The following is an 18,527-nucleotide window of genomic DNA, read 5'->3' as shown; positions in this document are numbered from 1 at the left end:
GGGTAAAGAGTTTTACTGGAAGTAAAAAGCCCCCGGAGAAGGTTTCCCCGGGGGCTTTTTAGTCGTGCTTTTCAGAAGGTCAGCTAAACAGAAAGATTAGCGGCCGGTTTTGATATCAGACCAGGTACGGTTCTGAACCTTGGCGATTTTCGGTGGAGTCTGTGTGCCCAGGAACAGGCGGTCACGGACTTCATCGCTTGGGTAGATGTTCGGGTTACCGGTGATTTCAGGGTCAACCAGTTCGTTGGCTGCTGAGTTAGGGTTAGCGTAGGCAACGTATTCGGTGATCGGGGCGATAACGTCCGGACGCATTACAAAGTTAATGAACTTGTGCGCGTTTTCAGCATTTTTCGCATCGGCAGGAATCATCATCATATCGAACCAGATTTCTGCACCTTCCTTAGGAATGGTGTATTCAATGTTTACGCCGTTCTCGGCTTCGATTGCACGGTACTGAGCCTGGAATACGTCACCGGAGAAACCGATAGCCACACAGATATCACCGTTGGCCAGGTCGTTGATGTACTGGGAAGAGTGGAACTGGCGGATGTGAGGGCGGATGCTCTTCAGCAGCTCAGCGGCTTCACCGTCGGTTTTGTAGTCCTTACGTTTGTTGCTGTTAGGATCTTTACCCAGATAGTTCAGTACCAGTGGCATCACTTCGTTCGGGGAGTCCAGAATGGTGACACCGCAGTCAGCCAGTTTTTCGATGTTTTCTTTCTTAAAGATCAGGTCCAGGCTGTCTACCGGGGCATCTTCACCCAGTGCCGCTTTAACCATGTCTACGTTGTAACCGATACCGGTGGTACCCCACAGGTACGGCAGGCCGTATTTGTTGCCCGGGTCAGCGTTAGCCAGGGTTTCCAGCAGGGCCGGGTCCAGGTTTTCAAAGTTAGGTAACTTGCTGCGGTCCATTGGCTGGAAAATACCGGCAGCGATTTGCAGACGCATAAATGTAGAGCTTGGCACCACCAGGTCGTAACCGGAGTTACCGGCCAGCAGTTTAGCTTCCAGGGTTTCGTTACTGTCGTAAACGTCGTAGGTCACCTTAATACCGGTTTCAGCTTCGAAACGCTCAATGGTGTCTTCGGCAATATAATCAGACCAGTTATAGAAGTTCAGTACTTCTTCCGCCTGGGCAGACAGGGTCATGCCGGATAAGCCAATCGCCAGTGACGATGCGATAAGTTTCAATCGGGATGGTAAAGCTGTTTTCATTATTTTCTGCCTCACGTTTTGGTGCCTGCGTATGATGCCGGCAAGTAGTTAGTGCCGCAGGGTATGGTCTGCGGCACGGTTTCTTTTATACGTTCAGTAACAGGAACTCACGTTCCCAGGAACTGATTACCTGATGGAAGGTTTCAAATTCTGCCCGTTTCACGCCAATGTAGGCGTCAATGAAACGTGAACCCATGATTTCACGCAGTTCAGGACATTCCTCCAGCAGACGCAAACCTTCTTCCAGTGAGCGGGCCAGTTCGACGGAGTCGCCGTCTTTTACAGCCGGGCCTTCTGTTGGTTTGGTCGGGTCAATTTTGTTAATCAGCCCCAGGTAGCCACATGCCAGGCTGGCAGCAATGGCCAGATACGGGTTGCAGTCAGCGCCCGGGAAGCGGTTTTCGATCCGGGTGGCTGCCGGTACGGCTTCCGGTGCACGCAGGCCGGTAGTACGGTTATCCACGCCCCATTTCATATTCACCGGTGCGGCGATATCCGGCGCAAAGCGGCGGTATGAGTTAACGTTCGGTGCGTAGAAACTGATGGCATTCGGGGTGAATGTCTGCAGACCGCCCATGTAGTGATAGAACATATCGCTGTAGCTGCCGTCTTCGTTGGCAAATACGTTCTTACCGGTTTTAACGTCGATCAGGCTCTGGTGGATATGCATTGAGCTGCCAGGCTCTGCTTCCATTGGCTTCGCCATGAAAGTTGCATAGATGTTGTGCTTCAGTGCCGTTTCCCGCAGGGTGCGTTTGAAGACAAATACCTGATCCGCCAGTTTCAGGGCATCGCCGTGCAGGAAATTAATTTCCATCTGCGCGGCACCGGATTCATGAATAAGGGTATCCACATCCAGCCCCTGAGCATCACAGTAGTTATACAGGGTGTCGATGATCGGGTTGAATTCGTTAACCGCATCAATGCTGTAAGACTGACGGGCGGTTTCCTGACGGCCTGAGCGGCCGGTGGCCGGACGGATTTCGTAGTCAGGATCAAGGTTCTTTTCGATCAGATAAAATTCAACTTCCGGCGCGATAACCGGGCGCAGGCCTTTATCTTCATAGAGTTTCAGTACCCGGCGCAGCACGTTACGGCTGGAAAGCGGGTGTGGCTGGCCATCGAAGGTGAAACAGTCGTTAATTACCTGAGCAGTGGGTTCGTCGGCCCAGGGGACGAGACGCAGGGAGTCCGGGTCAGGGACCAGCACCATATCTTTATCGGTCGGGTCGACAATGTCGTCGTGGTTTTCCGCCCATTCGCCGTTAACTGTCTGTACCAGAAGCTGTTCGGGAATCCGGCCACCTTTTTCCGCGAGGAATTTATTCGTTGGGTAGAATTTGCCCCGGGCATTACCGGTCATGTCCGGCATGGTGGATTCAACTTCAGTGATACCGTGTTCTTTGAGAAACCTTGCTACGGCTTCCATAAGTCACCTTCTTATAATGTCTTGTCGTGGAAAGTGGCTGCCGGACGCATTCCGGTCAGGCCAGCTCTCAGCCAATAATTGTGTTAATAAACAGTTTGTTAGCATACAAGTACAAGAATAGCTTAGCAGTAATAAATTAGTCCTTATATGCCCCCTGGGGGATATATTTTTTAACTGCCGTTTGCTGTTAAGCACCTGCCTGTTAACTGAGTGATAACCGGACAGATTTATTTAACCCGAAATATCATTCGAGTTTTAGAGTATTTTATTGATTGCCTTAAATCAATACGGAAAGGTGAAAAAATTATTGGTTTATGGCGCTTGTAAGTGTGTTTTTTTAGAATTATTATTCGGTTTATTGAGTTTTTGTGAGAGTTGGTTTGACCACTTTTGCTGGCTATTTGATAAAAAATAATGATAATTCAGCAGCTTGTCAGATATACCTGATCAATTTGCACCGCAGCACTCGGAGACCCGCATATGACATTGTCCGGATACGAACCTTCTTATTACTCGGCCACTGCGAACGTATCGCCGGTGCTGGCCGGCATTCAGGGGCAACCTTTGCGGGGCGAAACCCAGGCGGATGTGTGTATTGTCGGTGCCGGTTTTACCGGGCTGTCTGCAGCACTGCATCTGGCGCAGAAAGGTTATTCCGTGGTGTTGCTGGATGCGGAAAAGGTAGGCTGGGGCGCTTCCGGCCGTAACGGTGGGCAGGTCTGCCAGGGGCACAATATGGATCATGAAGACATGATCGATAAAGTGGGCCGTCAGGCAGCAGACAGCCTCTGGGATATGTCGGTTGAATCCGTTGAGCTGGTGAAGTCACTGATTGCTGAACACCAGATTGAATGTGATCTGAAACAGGGGGTGCTGCACGTTGCTGCCAAACCGGGCCATGTTGAAGAGATCCGTGAAAGTGTTGAATACAAGCGCAACGTCATTGGTTATCAGGATATTGAATACGTTGATACGCCTGACGTGCAAAGCATGCTGGGCACTGACCGTTATCACGGCGGTGAGCTTTGGAAAGAAGCGGTTCACCTGCACCCGCTGAATTATGCACTGGGGCTGGCGGAAGCCGCAGTTAAAGCCGGGGTACGGATTTACGAGCATACCCGGGTGACTGACTATACCCGCGGTGAGAACCCGCAGGTGAATACCACCGAAGGGGTGGTGAAGGCCAAATATATTCTGCTGGCCTGTAACGGCTATCTGGGTAAGCTGGAACCGCGCATTGCCGGTAAGATCATGCCGATCAACAATTTTATTATTGCCACTGAACCGCTGTCGGATGCTCAGTGCAGAGCGATTAACCGTGAAGATTACGCGGTGGCGGATTCACGGTTTGTGATTAACTATTTCCGCCTTTCCGGCGATAACCGCCTGCTCTGGGGCGGCGGTGAGAACTATACCTCTAAATTTCCGGCGGATATTCCATCTTTTGTACGTAAGTACATGCTTGAGTTTTACCCGCAGCTGGAAGATGTGAAGATTGATTACGGCTGGGGTGGCACCCTGGCGATTACCCTGAACCGGATGCCGCATTTCGACCGGATTGACCAGAATGTGTTCGTGGCGCAGGGCTATTCCGGGCACGGTGTGGCACTGGCGACGCTTGGCGGCAAGCTGATGGCGGAAGCAATCAGTGGCAGTGCCGAAAAGTTTGATACCTTTGCAAATGTTCCCACACCGACATTTCCTGGTGGTACTTTATTACGATGGCCGGGATTAGTGGCCGGAATGCTGTATTATTCGTTACGTGACCGCTTTTTTTAACGTCGATCAGTCTGGCTGACCCTGAATATGCCTGGCTGATCCAGCAGGTATATTTGGAAGCATGAAAACAAAGCAGAATCTATCACCCAGAAATGCACCGGTTCAGGGGCGCTCAAAGTTGCGTTCCAAACAGATCATTGATGTGACCGGTGAACTGCTTGAACGGGTTGGCCTGGATGATCTGAACACTATTCTGATTGCCAAGGAAGTCGGGATATCCATCGGTTCCCTGTACCACTACTTCCCGAACAAACAGGCCATTCTGTATGCGATGGGGCTGCGCTGGCTGAATGAAATCGATGCGATTCTGCAGGAGTTTCAGGGCTGGCCGGTGGAAGAATATGAGCTGGAAGAACTGGTAGATAAAATGGTTCAGCTGAACCTTAAAGCCTACCGCAAGCAGAAAGCCATGCTGACCCTGGTGCAGGCAATGTTCTCAGTGCCGGAACTGCGGGAACTGGATACCCAGCACGATGAGCTGGTGATCAGCAAAATGGCAGAAATATTTAAACGCATGGGAATCAACGCCCATGTAAAAGAGCGTGAGCGTCTTGCCCGGGTTTATCTGGAAAGCACCCATGCGCTCTTCCTGACAGTGGTTAACCAGAAAGGTGAACGTGCCAAACGTACCCTGCAGGATCTTAAATTCATGGTTTGCAGCCTGCTGCGCCAGTATCAGGAAACCTATCGCTGATCGGCATACCGGGCTGCAGACATTTTATTATGTTATGCGGCCCGGAGAATACCGATGTCAAAACTGCAACGCCTGCCAGCTTCTGTTGGCAATGCTGAATCTACCCCCATTGCTGCTGAAAAGCTGATCAGCGGTAACCCCACCAATATGCTCAACAATATGTTTACCAACGCGAAGGAAAATTTCTTCTGTGGCGTCTGGTCATCAACTGAAGGGAAGTGGGAGCTGAACTACACCGAGGATGAATTCTGCTACATCATCAGCGGCAAAGCGGTGATTACCGATGCAGACGGGCAGAGTGAAACAGTTGAGGCCGGCGATGCATTTACGATTTCAGCGGGTTTCAGCGGCAGTTGGGAAACCATCGGCGAAGTGAAGAAGTTTTACGCGATCTACGAAGAATAAGCCGCTTTCAGCACGGTTATTCCGAAATATAAAAGCATATCCGTATGGGTATGCTTTTTTTGTTTAAGGCATCAGGTTAGTAGCCGAGTGCTGCTGATGGGGGAATTAGGCACAGATAACCCGGTTTCTGCCATTCTGTTTGGCATCGTACAGGGCTTTATCGGCACGCTTGAGAATCTGTTCCGGCTTTTCATCCTGTGCTGCAATGCTGGTTTGACCGATGCTCAGTGTGATGTTCAGTTCAGATGCCCCGGTCACCGACAGTGGCTTTTCTCCGATATTCAGCCGTATTCTTTCTGCCAGCGCCTGCCCTGCGATCTGGCTGGTATGGGGTAATAGCACTACGAACTCATCGCCCCCCAGGCGGCCGGTAATATCGCCGGCCCGCATCAGTTGATTGAAGCGTTCGGTAATTGCCAGTAACACCTTATCGCCAATGTCGTGGCCGTGGTTGTCATTAATATCCTTGAAGTTATCAACGTCGATCATCAGCACAGAAAATACAATGCCGTGGCGTTTTGCCTGACTGAATTCCCGGTTGAGTACTTCGTTAAAGTAGCGGCGGTTGTAGAGCCCGGTAAGCGGGTCTGTGTTGGCCTGCATACTCAGGTATTTATTCTCGGAAATGGTTTTTTCCAGCGAGTGGACCAGCTCGACGTATTCAGTAATATCCCGCAGGGCTGCGAGTACCTGCCGGCCATCCCGGGTGCGAATATTGTTGAGGCGGATTTCCACCGGGATTTCCCGTCCGTTCTTATGCAGGGCGTAGGTATCCTGGCGGGTACGTTTCAGGTTGCGCAGGTTGTCGTCGTTGGCATGGGCATCCCGGTGGGCTTTATGATTCACCCGGTAGGCTGGGGGTACCAGCTCATCCACGTTCATTTTCAGTAGCTCTTCGTTGCTGAAGCCCAGGAGAATGCTGGCTTCGGCATTGGCTCTGACAATCATGCCATTGGTGTCGCTTTGGATAAGGGCATCCGGTGACATATCAAACAGGGCCTGGCTTTCATCCAGCGCCAGTTTGGTGGAGGTGTACAGCTCATCCATTTTTAACAGATTGTGGTTTAGCTGCTGCTCCATCTCCATTTGCTGGGTGATATCGTTGTGGGCACCCAGCATGCGGATGGGCGTGCCTTCAGAGTCACGGATGGCCATGCCCCGGCAGCGGACCCATACAGTTGAACCTGAGGCATGCTTATAGCGAACAACCTGATCGTAAGGGTGATCCGGGTCGGCCAGATGTTTATTGAAGTTATCCAGTGCCAGAGCCAGGTCTTCCTGAAAGATCAGATCCTGCCATTCAGACGCCAGATGTTTTTTTTGCGCCGGATCGATTCCCAGAGTCTGCCAGAATGTCGCGCTCATCCATTCCTGTTCAGGATCCTGAAGATCCCAGTACCAGAGACCGTCCAGTGAGGCACGTTGCAGAAATTCGAAGGTCTTTCTGTCGGACTGGATCAGTGCGTACAGTTCCTTGCGGAGATAATGCTCAGTAGGATCGCTCATAAGAATTGGCTGAATTTTGCTCAGACGGGTAAATCGGCGGACTATAACAAAATTCGTGCCATAAATAACTTAAACGAAAGTGCTAATCTGAAAAAGTTATAAAAGTGGTCGTTTTTGGACAAGGGAGTGTCGGTGTTTATCGAAAAGTGCCGGCAGTGTTTTTTTAAAAGCATCTGCCGGCAGAGAAGGATGGGATCAGGCGATGGTGATGTAACCCATCAGCCCGGTTTTCATGTGTTCGATCACATGGCAGTGGTACATCCAGCGGCCCGGGTTATCGGCAACGAAGGCAATCTGGACCTGTTCGTTACGTTCCATCAGTACTGTGTCAGTGAAGAAAGGATCGATCTTTTTCTGATTAGAACGGATAACCTTAAACATTACCCCGTGGATATGGATAGGGTGGCGGTGCGGGGTGGCATTCTTAAGGTCAAAAATATACGTCTTGCCCAGTTCCAGCGTTGCCAGCGGTGCCGGGATGTTATCCGCACTCATGCCTGTCCAGGGAATACGGTTGATGGCCCAGAACCTTGGCATGGCTTTGCCTTTACTGTCCGCCGGTGTGACGGCACCTTCCCACTCAAATGTAAAACGTTTGATTTCAGCACTGGCCAGATCCGGTTCTGAAAGCGGATTCAGAGGCGGCAGAGGCGCCGTTTCTGCTACCGGGTGGTTCAGTGGTTCCGCAACGGTTTTCAGGCGCAGTAATTCCCGGTATGAGCGTTTGCCCTTGCCATTTTCAATGATGATTTCTTCACCGGCTGGCGGGGCTTTTATGGCAATGTCCACCCGCATACCGGCACCGATAGAGTAGGTGTCCAGTGGTTTGGGTTCCGCCAGAGGGTTGGCGTCGATGCTGATGATATAGGCGGGGTAGTCTTTAACACGCAGTTTATAGACCACGGTGTTATCCACATTGGCGAATCGCAGCCGTAACCAGCCTTCAGCGGGCACATCAATGGCCGGTTTATTGACCCCGTTGACCGTCGGGTAGTTGCCCGGGGTGCCCATGCGTGCCGCATTTCGCGGGGTGGTCAGGGCTTTAAAAGAACCGTCTTTATTCAGGTGCCAGTTCTTTAGCATCAGCGGCAGATCAGCGGCATATTCGTCCGGTGAGAACTGTTCATTGTCTGCCTCTTCCACAATCAGCAGGCCTACCAGCCCCTTACCCAGCTGCTCAACACTGTTTACATGGGGATGGAACCAGAAGGTGCCGGCATCCGGCGGGTTGAAATGATAAACAAAGGTTTCACCCGGCATGATCGGCTTCTGGCTCAGGAAGGGCACTCCGTCCATCTTGATATCAAGCCGGATACCGTGCCAGTGAATGGTGGTTGGTTGCTGAAGTTTATTAACCACCCGGATGGTGATGGGCTTGCCCTGCTTAGCTTTCAGCGGCGCATAGGGGTATTCACCATTAAAACCTAAACCCGGTGTAGTGGTGCCAGGTCTGATTTCAAAATCGGCCGGTTCAACGGTCAGGGTATAGTCATACTCGCCGTTCTTCTGCATACGGGTAACAGGCACACAGCCGGTAAGCACAGCACTGGCCAGCAGGCCGGTTTGCAGGCTGGTTTTCAAAAAGTCGCGACGGTTGACGCTCATGAAAAATCTCTGAATTAATTACAAATGGGAATTGTTTGCGTTTTTATAGGGCCGGGGCTGTTTTGTCAAACGTAAGGGTGGCTAAGGTCAGTTCGAAATAAGGTTTGAGTATTGCCGAGAGGGTAAGGAGCTCTTTGTAGGTAATGAATGTAACTTCTCCATCGCCATAGGTAACAGAGCTCTCGGGTTATGACTCTGATAGGTTTCCTGCTTACTATTATCTCGATTGCATCAGGCGAAGTGGCTTATATATTGATTTGATAAGGATTTTCAGAGCTGCGGTCTGGATTGTCGTGATCTGATTAAGTACATTGGGAACATTCTGATGTAAAGCTGGTTGGCTTTAAAACGAACAACATTGTTAGGGTGTGCAGGATGCAAACACAGAATGTAACTTATGGTTTAGATTCATCATTTGTTAGAAAAACTAAGAAAAAAATTATTTTTGCTTCATTATTTTATATTGTTCCCGGATGCTTAATTGTTGGTTTTAATCTCTTAGATTTTGACTATGTTAAAGCATTATTGGGTATGCCATTAATAGTTTTTGGAGTACATAAGTTTAAAGAAGTACGCTATTGGAAAGAGAATAGCAGTAAAATTAAGTTGGAAATATCTGCAGATCATATTTTAGTTGTTGATAGTAAAGAGAAAAGGTCAATAAAAACCAATAACGTTAAGAAAGTTACTCTTCAACCTATCCATGGAAAAATTAAATCAATAGTGGTAGATGGTTATGATTCCAGTGTTACTAAAATTGAGGGGTTTTCAAGTATGGAAGACATTGCTCAACACCTTAAAAAGTTAGTTGGCGAATCTAAAGTTAAAACAGCAAAGATGCTACATCGCTAGTTTTAACTTGTAGTTCGTGAATGTAATTCACCGCATATAACTGTAGTTTTTACTTTCCATATTCTTTATATTTTTAATACGTAATGTATTTCCATCTGAAACAAAAAAATTAACACATGATAGATATGGGTTTTAGGTTTTGCCCAGTTTGCATGCTAAAGGTATTTTGGTCATAGGTGATGCTTCAGCGATGATTCCCGTATTATTTTCCACATTCTTTCCACCTCACTGCTGTTGTAGTAAGTCAGTTCGAGAGCGTTTTTTCGTAACGCTCTGAACATTCATGAGTTCTGGCTGTCTGGAATTACTATGAACATAAAAGACAAAATAAAGCATTTTTTTACCCAGGAGCTGTCAGTCAGTGACACTCCGGATACGGCAGACAGGTTGCAGCTGGCTGCTGCTACCTTGCTCATTGAGCTCAGTAAGGCGGATTATAAGCGTGATCCGAAGGAGCAGGAGGCCATCGAGGCGGCACTGAATAAGTGTTTTGACCTTGATCCGGAGCAGCTTAGTAAAGTGATCGAGTTGGCAGAGCAGCAGAGCAATGACTTAACATCACTATACCCGTTTACCTCTCTGGTCACAGATAATTACGGTCCTGAAGAACGTTTTGAGTTAGTGAAAATGTTGTGGCAGGTTGCGGCGGCTGACGGTGAAATCAGTAAATTCGAAGATCACTTAATTCGCAGGATCGCGGATCTGATCCATCTGCCTCACGGTGAGTTTATCCGCGCCAAACTGGCGGTGCTTGAGCCGAAAGATCTCTGAATCAGCGGTACTTCTGCTTTTACATCAGGAGCGCTCTGAGTGCAGGATATTCCGGTGACGGACTTGTTTCTGTCACCGGAAGTAAGTAGCAGGGAAGTGGTGTTTCAGTCCATTGGCCAGAGCCGATTGATGGTATTTTTTTCCCGCTCGATTTTTTCGCCGGTCAGGTTGTTCCAGACCATGATGCCGGTACGTCTTTCGATATAGCTGGTTTTTACCTGGTAAGTTTCCAGTTCTCCGTCGGCCCGTGCATTGGGCATTTCAAACGCCCACATTTTCAGCCGGCCGTTTAGCTGTTCCGCCAGTACACATTTGAAAAAGTGACTGGGGATAGGAATTTCCACACCGTTATCATCATGCTGGCCAATAGTTTCCAGCGGGCTGTTGTAGTCAAACACAGGCCCGGTGATCACGTAGGTTTCAACCACGTCTTCCAGCTGATTCAGCTTGCGAATGGCGGTTTCCAGTGTGCGCCATTTTCCCCGGTTCAGTTTTGATGCCTGGGGCGACATGTTGGATAAGAGGAAGGTTTCGCTGTTCTGTACATGGGTGTCGTCCATGTCAGCACTGGCAACCAAATGGCCACGGTCATAGCCGGAGTTGCTGTAGTCGCTCAGGTCGGCTCTGAATTCCGGGGGAATCCGGAAGTCCGGCCGGAAATTGTTCAGCCGGGTGACGCCGTCCATATCTGTTTGGCCCGGGTCGACAATTTCCAGCGCCCATTTTGCCTGCCGGAAGTAGTAGGAATAGCCAACGGTAAAAAAGCGGTTATACAGAATCTGGTCAGCCGCCGGGCAGCCGTACCGGGTTTCAGGTTTCAGTGTGTTCAGGTCCATATCTCTTTAATCCTGAGTGGTTGATGGCTGGGGGAATCTTCAGACTATGGTTTGAGGGCGCTGAATGCCAGTGACGGGTACCCAGAATAGGGGCTGATTAAATGTATTGAATGTGCTGTTTAATGTGTGTTTTTTGGGATGTAGCGCAAAAGTCGTGTTTGCCGGCGAATAATGGGGGTTAAACCTTGCGTCGTGGATATGGGCATGTTTGACTATGCGCCGTTTATTTAAATTGTCGTGGCAGATGTTGGGCACGCATGTGTAATATTTGGGGAACCTGGATGGCCCCATGCCTGCTAACGATAGCATCACCTGATGTGATGGATACCACATTCTACTAAACGGAGTTAATCATGAGATATCTGTTGGCACTTGCGGGATTGCTGCTGCCACTGATGCTGCCAGGCACTGTTTTTGCCAGCCAGTGTTCCTATTGGCTGTCTGCCGGTGACAGTGAACCCTATCCGGTTGAAGAGATTTCAGCCTTTGCCGAGGAAGAAATGCGTCCCCGGCTGAACCGTTCCAAGCAGCGCTTCAATGTTGCGTTTATACGTCAGTGTGACGGTGATGAAGCGCGCTTTCAGCTGGAACTGCTGACAGAGAACCTCTACATTCTTGGCATTAACGGCCATACCCTTCCGGAAGATATTGTCCGCTATAACAATGAGCCGCTGACCATTAGCCGGGAACGTTTTGAAGCCAGCTTTGAAAACGCCCTGTGGTTCGGATCTTTATCCCGCCGTCAGAAACAGGCCACACTGAAAATGCTGGCGTTTGTTATTTCTGAAACAGCCCGGTTCAGTGATGTGGAAACCGCGGTCAATAATGTTTTCACTCAGGGTTGTTTGTATGAGTGGCTGGAATATGCCAACTTACTGCGCCGCTGGAAGACCATGTCTATTTTTGCCAACAGCCGTGGGCTGGCGTATGGCAATCAGTACACCGGTGGTGCCCGGGCATTTTTGCTGGCGCCGATAACGGCGAAAATGGTCAGCGAGTACAATCAGGCGGTTAGTCAGGGATGGGAAGTGGTGCGTTACGATTATAACCGCCGGGAAACCGACCGGCCGGTACAGATCGGTAAACCTCACTGTCCGGCCAATTTGGCTGAGTCCTGATTTTTTCAGGCCGTCTGTTCAATCAAACATAGTCGAGAATTTCAGCAACCGGTTTCCGGCATTTTTGCTGCCGGTTGCTCTGCTTTTCCGGGTAGCCTACGGTGACCAGCATCACTGGCACTTCATCAGCACCAAGCTGAAATTCAGCGCTTAACCCTTCAGAATCAAACCCGCTCATTGGGCCCGCTGCAAGCCCCATACTTTCGGCGGCCAGCATTAGCGTCATGGCTGCCAGCGAGGCTGAACGGAAGGCTTCATCCCGCTGTAGCAGAGGGTTATCCGTGTGGCTCTGGGTAGCTGCATCCACCCAGCTTTCCTGCAGCTTCGCCGGAACGATACCGGCATCCACTGACGGCTGCAGTGCCCGTTGTAACTGTTTATGGGCATTCAGTGTACCGCAGATAATGAAGGTAACCGCTGCGCTGGCAATCTGTGGCTGACCATAGGCCTGCGCCTGGAGTCTGGCTTTTGCTTCCGGGGACTGTACCGCAATGAAGCGCCAGTTCTGCATGTTGTAAGCCGAAGGGCTTAAACCGGTCAGCCGGATCAGGGTTTCAATAGTGTGCTGTTCCAGCTGCCGGCCAGGCTGATAGCGGCCGGTTGAAATGCGGTCTTCCATCAGTCCGGTGAATACCTGTTGTGGTAAAGAAGTCTGTGGCTGTGAAGTCATGTCGGTGTCCTTTTTAATCAGAAGAATTCAGTTATGTTCAGGCAGATGTTTTTGCTAAAGCGTTGTTATTTTCGGTGTGTATTTTCTGCTGGGGTTCAGGCGCTCTGGCCGGTCTGTTCTGCATCAGATAAACACTGATCAGCACGGTCACGAAACCGGCCATTCCGGTGGCAGAGATGCTTTGCCCCAGGAATATCCAGCCAAGCACCACAGCGGTAAGGGGGCTGAACAGTCCCAGTGATGAAACCGCCGCCGGAGACAGTTTGCTGATGCCCCGGAACCACAATGCATAAGCCAGTACTGCGCCGATCAGACAGAGATAGGCATAACCGCCGATCTGTACCGGGCTGAGTGCCGGCAGAGAAGGTTCAGTAAGCAGGCTGACCGGCAGCAGCATCAGACCCGCCAGCAGAAGCTGCCAGCCGGTGAATGCCAGCAGTGGCATCTGGCTGCGCCACTGACGGGCCAGATAAGTACCACAGGCCATACTCAGTGCACCCGCCAGCGCAGCGGCAATGCCGATACTGTCCCAGGCTGCTTCAGGAGAAAGCAGCAATACAGCCATTCCGCCAACTCCGGTAACACTGGCAATCAGCGTGATCAGCGCCGGCTTTTGCTGAGCCAGACCCCAGCAGAGCAGGATGACAAACATTGGCTGAATCGCACCCAGTACGGCCGCAACCCCGCCGGGCAGCCGGTAAGCAGCAATGAAGAGTAATGCCTGAAACAGGCCCAGATTAAGTGCTGCCAGGATTGTCAGCCGCCACCATTCTTCTTTACGTGGCAGGTGGCGGCACAGGCATACGAGTAAAATGCCGGCTGGCAGAATGCGCAGCATGGCGGCGGTCAGCGGGCGGTCGGCGGGTAGCAGTTCAGTAGCAACAATGTAGGTCGATCCCCAGGTGACCGGGGCGATTGCTGTGAGAAAAATATCCCACCAGTGTACCGGTCTGGCTGTTGAGTTGTGCATCGGGTTCACCTTTACGGTTTTGATTAATTTATCTTGATATCAAGATAAATATTATTCTTGGTGTGTTTTATCTTGAAGTCAAGATAAATTTATCGATAATGGTTTTACTGTTTAATGTCAGGGTTGCCTGACGGTTATGGAAATCTCATATGAGCGATAAGCATTCAGAAACATGTGATGCAACAGGGGGCGTAGTTGGTGACGCAGCTGACGGCGATGCCGTGGACAACATCATTGCCCAGTGGCGGGCCGAGCGGCCGGACCTTAATCTGGATGGGATGGCGACTATTGGCCGGGTCAAGCGCTGTGCGGCTTTACTGCAGCCGAAGCTGGAAAAAGTGTTTAAAGAGTATGATCTGAATTTCTGGGAGTTCGATGTGCTGGCGACCTTGCGCCGTTCCGGCGGGGATTGCTGCCTGTCACCTACAGAGTTGTTTTCCACCATGATGATCACGTCTGGCACCATGACTCACCGGATGAAACAGCTGGAATCCCGGGAATTGGTGGAACGCTTGCCTAACCCTCAGGATGCCCGCAGCATGCTGGTAAAACTGACTGATGAAGGTTTCGCCAAAGTGGATGCGGCGGTCACCGCGCATACCATTAATGAACAGCAGATACTGGCGAAATTACCGCCTGAAAAGCTGGCGGCACTGGATGAGGCGCTGGTGGATTTACTGGCAGCGCTGGAAGCCTGAGTGATGATGACAGGAACTTCTGTAGCTTCAGCGTGGCTGTTAAAACCGGACTATGCTGACAACCATTATGAGTAAACAAAGCGTTGAAAAAGAAGTAACAGCAGCGTTTGCAGGCGTAACGCTTGGCGCAGGTATCGGCCTTTGGGAAGCACAGGCGATTGATGATTACGCCTGCGAAGATATCCGCCGAAGCAATCGGGAAAAAGATCAGAAAACAGACTGGAAGTTACTGGATTATGATGACCTGCAGCGTTGCCACAGCAGTCTGTCGTTTTTTGATGCTGAGGGAATGAAGTTTCATTTACCGGCTTACATCATTGGCAGTGTACGGGAAAAGGTTGATGATCCCCTGTTTCACCTCATTCAGCTGGATGAGTTTTCGCTGTCGAAGCTTGAGTCTCTGAGTAACATGCAACGCCAGTCTGTGGTGCTGTATTTGCAGTGGTGCCTTGAGCAGGATACGTACAGTTTTGACCATATCTCTATCCGGAGAGCATTACAGGAATACTGGCAAAACTGACCGTATTCTCAACCGGGAAGCCGGCACGCTACCGGCTTTCCCGGAAGGCTTATCGTACGTTAAAGCACCTGCCAGCCGATGGCTCTGCTGATGGCAAAGCTGAATTCATCGGCGACCAGGGTCCATAAACGGTTAGCTTGCGAAATGTCTATCGAGGGCAGGTTTCGCAGCCTCAGGCGGGCGATCAGTTTCTGCTCATCCATCAGGATACGGGCATCATTTTCTTCGTATTCGCCGCTTTGCTGTTTTTCTCTGAGGAAGGCAATGTCACTGAACATATCTCTGCCTATGTACTCAATAACCCGCCTGACATCTTCCTGTGCGGTATTGTTTTCCAGTGTGGCGGAGGCAATGACCCGTTCCAGAACGGAATCGAAATCTACGTTGTTAATAATCATGGCATACTCCAATGCTGCGCATAAATTGCTTGGCAGTCGGTCCGGCCGCCGGGGCAAGTATTGGTTTGATGACAATCACAGACGTGGATGTGACGTTGCGCCGCTGAAACCGGAGACGGATCGAAAGACGGGGGCAGAGCTGTCAGGTTAGCTCTGAGATCGATACCTGGGTCGATTCCGGGCATATGCAACATCCTTTTGCTGTGTGTACGAAAGGTCCAGTACCGGCTCCCTGCCGGATCATCTCTGAACCTCTGTATAGCCTAGATCAATTTTCCGATTTTGCTTAACCTATTACTGGCGGCTGGCGGTCAGCGCCCAGATCCCCGCTACTGAAAGCAGGCTGCCACCGCCCAGATTAAACGCCCGGTGGGTGCGTTTGTTGCTCAGTAACTTTCGGGCCTGTGCGGCGAACAGGGAGTACAGGCAGGCGTTCAGCGTTGCCAGCGTGACAAAGGTAACTGCCAGCCACCACAGCTGGCTGGTCGCTCCGGCACCTGGGGTAATGAACTGGGGCAGAAAGGCGACGAAGAAGATAATTCCTTTGGGGTTGAGTGCCGTGACCAGATAAGTATCACTGAACAACTTCCAGCCGGAGACAGCAGAGTCTGCCGGCAGGCTCGTGGGATTCACGCCGGCGCGTAACAGCCTGATTCCCAGGTAGAGCAGATAAAGCCCGCCGATCCATTTCACCACGGTGAACCAGAAAGCTGACTGTGCCAGCAGGGTACCCAGACCCAGTAACGACAGCAGCAGGGCGGTTGAGTCGCCCAGTGCAACGGCTGCAATCAGCGGCCAGCGGGCACGGTTACCGTGGGAAACGGAGTAGCTGATGACTGTGAGAATCGTCGGGCCGGGAATGATCAGCAGGACTGTGGATGCCAGCACAAATGCCAGCCAGGCTTCCAGGCTGAGAAAGGTGCTGAACGCAAAAAAAGAATCAGGGGTCATAAGCGCTTATCCATTGTGTAATGATCTGATAATCGCTTTATGAATCCCCAGATTCTTTTACCCGTCAAGGATTTTTTATGTGTCAGACTTTCGGCATGCAGGTTAGTCAGTGAGCGTACCGGCCTGATAGTCTGCAATGGCCTGCTGAATTTCTTCAGCGGTGTTCATCACAAACGGGCCGTGATGGGCGACCGGTTCATTCAGGGGTTTACCGCTGAGGATCAGCATGCCGGCACCTTCCTGTGTGATCAGTTGCAGATCATCGGCATCGCTGATTCTGGCCATCTGGCGGCTGTTAACCGGCTGGCCGGCAATATCGGCCTGACCTTCATACACAAAGATCAGCAGGTTTTCATCGCGGGCTGCATTCAGAGTCAGGCTCTGGCCGGCGCTTATCCGCAGGTCTGCCACCCGGGTCGGGGCGGTGGTCTGCAGGGGGCCGCTGTATGTTTGTGAATCCAGTTGCAGGGAGCCGCTGATGACCTTGATGCTGGCCGGAGCTGTATCGCTGCCAGCCGGGACGGTTTGCCATGGCAGCTCGCTCAGGGGAATATCTTTCCAGGCGGCGGGCTGCATCTTGTTGGCCGCGGGCAGGTTAATCCATAACTGAAAACCGTGCAGGTGGCCCTGTTCCATTAGCGGTTTCTCGCTGTGAATGACCCCTTTACCGGCCGACATCCACTGGGCTTCGCCCTGACTAATGCTACCTTCATTGCCCATATGATCCTTATGCTCAAAACCCCCGGCACGGATATAGGTAAGGGTTTCCAGACCCCGGTGAGGGTGGGGCGGAAAACCGGCAATGTAGTCATCCGGGTTATCGGAATTGATCTCATCCAGCATCAGAAACGGATCGAGGCTGTTATCCCGGAAACCGTGTATGCGTTGCAGTTTGACGCCGGCACCGTCGCTGGATGCCCGGCTGTTAATGACTTGAATATGCATGTGGCAGACTCCTGTTATGAGTTTATGTCAGCCACTATAGGTTCATAAAATTCGTAAGTTAATCGCGAATAGTTGTATGATTTATTCGGTTTAGTCGAATGAATGTCGGGAGTGAACGATGCGGGTAACCCTTGAACAGTGGCGTATGCTCAAAGCCGTGGTGGACCATGGCGGCTTCGCCCACGCGGCTGCAGCGGTACATAAAAGCCAGTCGAGCATTAACCACGCAATTCATAAAATGGAAGATCAGCTGGGGGTGAAGTTACTGCAGGTAAAGGGCCGTAAGGCTTACCTTACCGATGCCGGTCACCTGTTGCTGCGCCGTGCAGAAGGGTTGCTGGACAGCGCTCAGCACATTGATGATCTGGCCCGCAGCCTCTCCGCCGGGGAAGAGCCGGAAATCGGCCTGGCGATCGATCAGATCATGCCCGCTGTGTATATCACTGAAGTGCTGGAACAGTTTGCCAGCGAGTATCCGAATACCCGCGTACAGCTTTATGAGACGGTGTTGTCCGGCGCCCGGGAAGCGCTGGAAGAAGGGGCGGTGGATCTGGCCATTGCCGGTGCCGGAATGGCGGGGTATCTCTCAGAACCCATGACCGGAATTGACTTTATCGCAGTGGCCTCGGTGAATCATGAGCTGTGCAATATGGGGCCGCTGAACATGGATGATTTACGTAATCACCGGCAGATTGTGACCCGTGACTCAGCCCTGCAGGATAAGGTGGACTCCGGCTGGCTTAAAGCGGAGCAGCGCTGGACGGTGAGTAACCTGAGCACCGCGGTGGCAATGGTACAGCGGGGGGTAGGGTTTGCCTGGCTGCCGATGACCAGAGTTGGCCCGTTAATCCTCAGTGATGAGCTACGGGTGTTGCCACTGGCCAAGGGGGCGATCCGCAGTGCCACGCTGCAGATGTACTACGCTCAGGGTGAACAGAGTGGCCCGGGGGTGATGCGGTTGGCGGAATTGCTGAAAGAATTCTGCGTCATGCAGTGTCCGAAATACGATGTGCCGATGCGTGCTCAGATTCTCGAACGGGTAAACAAAGACGAATAAACGGCTTTAAGTTCTGTTTATTAGAAAGGTTTGTGCGAATTTTCGTGATTTTGTTTCCTTTAAAACAAACTAATATGAATTCCATCACAACATGTTCAGACTATG

At 51.0% G+C, this 18,527-nt stretch carries 19 protein-coding genes; 9 read left to right on the top strand and 10 right to left on the bottom strand.

The window, feature by feature from the left end:
• Positions 1–96: 96 nt before the first annotated feature.
• Together JYB63_RS14035 and JYB63_RS14030 are read right to left on the bottom strand one after the other, a co-directional pair.
• On the bottom strand, positions 97–1,218 hold the full coding sequence (locus JYB63_RS14035; RefSeq protein WP_205658521.1) for an extracellular solute-binding protein: 1,122 nt from the start codon (positions 1,216–1,218) through the stop codon (positions 97–99).
• 85 nt (positions 1,219–1,303) lie between these two features.
• The gene (locus JYB63_RS14030) at positions 1,304–2,647 is read right to left on the bottom strand and encodes a glutamine synthetase family protein (RefSeq protein WP_205658520.1); all 1,344 of its coding nucleotides are present in this window, start codon (positions 2,645–2,647) and stop codon (positions 1,304–1,306) included.
• 480 nt (positions 2,648–3,127) lie between these two features.
• Here JYB63_RS14030 and JYB63_RS14025 point away from each other — a divergent pair, with 480 nt between their 5' ends.
• The 3 genes from JYB63_RS14025 to JYB63_RS14015 all read left to right on the top strand — a co-directional run bounded on the left by JYB63_RS14025 (position 3,128) and on the right by JYB63_RS14015 (position 5,525).
• Positions 3,128–4,426: an NAD(P)/FAD-dependent oxidoreductase gene (locus JYB63_RS14025; RefSeq protein WP_205658519.1), complete on the top strand. Its 1,299-nt coding sequence runs from the start codon at positions 3,128–3,130 to the stop codon at positions 4,424–4,426.
• 61 nt (positions 4,427–4,487) lie between these two features.
• The gene (locus JYB63_RS14020; protein WP_205658518.1) at positions 4,488–5,120 is read left to right on the top strand and encodes a TetR/AcrR family transcriptional regulator; all 633 of its coding nucleotides are present in this window, start codon (positions 4,488–4,490) and stop codon (positions 5,118–5,120) included.
• A gap of 54 nt (positions 5,121–5,174) precedes the next feature.
• Complete coding sequence (locus tag JYB63_RS14015; RefSeq protein WP_205658517.1) at positions 5,175–5,525, top strand: cupin domain-containing protein; 351 nt, start codon at positions 5,175–5,177, stop codon at positions 5,523–5,525.
• A gap of 105 nt (positions 5,526–5,630) precedes the next feature.
• On the opposite strand, the gene JYB63_RS14010 is transcribed toward JYB63_RS14015, so the two are convergent.
• Positions 5,631–7,031 carry a sensor domain-containing diguanylate cyclase gene (locus JYB63_RS14010; RefSeq protein ID WP_205658516.1) on the bottom strand — a complete coding sequence of 467 codons (1,401 nt, stop codon included), beginning with the start codon at positions 7,029–7,031 and terminating at the stop codon, positions 5,631–5,633.
• Positions 7,032–7,226: 195 nt separating this feature from the next.
• On the bottom strand, positions 7,227–8,636 hold the full coding sequence (locus JYB63_RS14005) for a multicopper oxidase family protein (RefSeq protein WP_243431993.1): 1,410 nt from the start codon (positions 8,634–8,636) through the stop codon (positions 7,227–7,229).
• 375 nt (positions 8,637–9,011) lie between these two features.
• Here JYB63_RS14005 and JYB63_RS14000 point away from each other — a divergent pair, with 375 nt between their 5' ends.
• Both JYB63_RS14000 and JYB63_RS13995 read left to right on the top strand, forming a co-directional pair.
• The gene (locus tag JYB63_RS14000) at positions 9,012–9,488 is read left to right on the top strand and encodes a hypothetical protein (RefSeq protein WP_205658515.1); all 477 of its coding nucleotides are present in this window, start codon (positions 9,012–9,014) and stop codon (positions 9,486–9,488) included.
• A gap of 309 nt (positions 9,489–9,797) precedes the next feature.
• Complete coding sequence (locus JYB63_RS13995; RefSeq protein ID WP_205658514.1) at positions 9,798–10,259, top strand: tellurite resistance TerB family protein; 462 nt, start codon at positions 9,798–9,800, stop codon at positions 10,257–10,259.
• 104 nt (positions 10,260–10,363) lie between these two features.
• On the opposite strand, the gene JYB63_RS13990 is transcribed toward JYB63_RS13995, so the two are convergent.
• Positions 10,364–11,095: a DNA/RNA non-specific endonuclease gene (locus JYB63_RS13990; RefSeq protein WP_205658513.1), complete on the bottom strand. Its 732-nt coding sequence runs from the start codon at positions 11,093–11,095 to the stop codon at positions 10,364–10,366.
• 353 nt (positions 11,096–11,448) lie between these two features.
• On the opposite strand from JYB63_RS13990, the gene JYB63_RS13985 reads away from it, so the two are divergent.
• Entirely contained in the window at positions 11,449–12,213 is a 765-nt protein-coding gene (locus tag JYB63_RS13985) for a hypothetical protein (protein ID WP_205658512.1), read from the top strand.
• Positions 12,214–12,235: 22 nt separating this feature from the next.
• On the opposite strand, the gene JYB63_RS13980 is transcribed toward JYB63_RS13985, so the two are convergent.
• Complete coding sequence (locus JYB63_RS13980; RefSeq protein WP_205658511.1) at positions 12,236–12,883, bottom strand: nitroreductase family protein; 648 nt, start codon at positions 12,881–12,883, stop codon at positions 12,236–12,238.
• Positions 12,884–12,920: 37 nt separating this feature from the next.
• Positions 12,921–13,853 (bottom strand): EamA family transporter, encoded by a 933-nt coding sequence (locus JYB63_RS13975; RefSeq protein ID WP_205658510.1) that lies wholly within the window; start codon positions 13,851–13,853, stop codon positions 12,921–12,923.
• Between the two features lie 149 nt (positions 13,854–14,002).
• Between JYB63_RS13975 and JYB63_RS13970 the strand changes: the two genes are divergently transcribed.
• Together JYB63_RS13970 and JYB63_RS13965 are read left to right on the top strand one after the other, a co-directional pair.
• The gene (locus JYB63_RS13970; RefSeq protein ID WP_205658509.1) at positions 14,003–14,551 is read left to right on the top strand and encodes a MarR family winged helix-turn-helix transcriptional regulator; all 549 of its coding nucleotides are present in this window, start codon (positions 14,003–14,005) and stop codon (positions 14,549–14,551) included.
• A gap of 67 nt (positions 14,552–14,618) precedes the next feature.
• Positions 14,619–15,071 (top strand): DUF6714 family protein, encoded by a 453-nt coding sequence (locus tag JYB63_RS13965; RefSeq protein WP_205658508.1) that lies wholly within the window; start codon positions 14,619–14,621, stop codon positions 15,069–15,071.
• 59 nt (positions 15,072–15,130) lie between these two features.
• Here JYB63_RS13965 and JYB63_RS13960 read toward each other — a convergent pair whose 3' ends face one another.
• The 3 genes from JYB63_RS13960 to JYB63_RS13950 all read right to left on the bottom strand — a co-directional run bounded on the left by JYB63_RS13960 (position 15,131) and on the right by JYB63_RS13950 (position 17,365).
• A complete protein-coding gene (locus tag JYB63_RS13960; RefSeq protein ID WP_205658507.1) occupies positions 15,131–15,469 on the bottom strand; it encodes a hypothetical protein in 339 nt (112 codons plus the stop codon).
• A gap of 294 nt (positions 15,470–15,763) precedes the next feature.
• A complete protein-coding gene (locus JYB63_RS13955) occupies positions 15,764–16,420 on the bottom strand; it encodes a LysE family translocator (RefSeq protein WP_205658506.1) in 657 nt (218 codons plus the stop codon).
• A gap of 102 nt (positions 16,421–16,522) precedes the next feature.
• Complete coding sequence (locus tag JYB63_RS13950; protein ID WP_205658505.1) at positions 16,523–17,365, bottom strand: pirin family protein; 843 nt, start codon at positions 17,363–17,365, stop codon at positions 16,523–16,525.
• Between the two features lie 118 nt (positions 17,366–17,483).
• Here JYB63_RS13950 and JYB63_RS13945 point away from each other — a divergent pair, with 118 nt between their 5' ends.
• Entirely contained in the window at positions 17,484–18,422 is a 939-nt protein-coding gene (locus JYB63_RS13945; RefSeq protein WP_205658504.1) for a LysR family transcriptional regulator, read from the top strand.
• Positions 18,423–18,527: the final 105 nt, after the last annotated feature.

Origin of the sequence: Aliamphritea spongicola (assembly GCF_017051665.1) — a bacterium.
In the GTDB taxonomy this organism is placed as follows: Bacteria; Pseudomonadota; Gammaproteobacteria; order Pseudomonadales; family Balneatricaceae; genus Amphritea; species Amphritea spongicola.
This window is presented reverse-complemented; position numbering and strand designations above follow the sequence as displayed.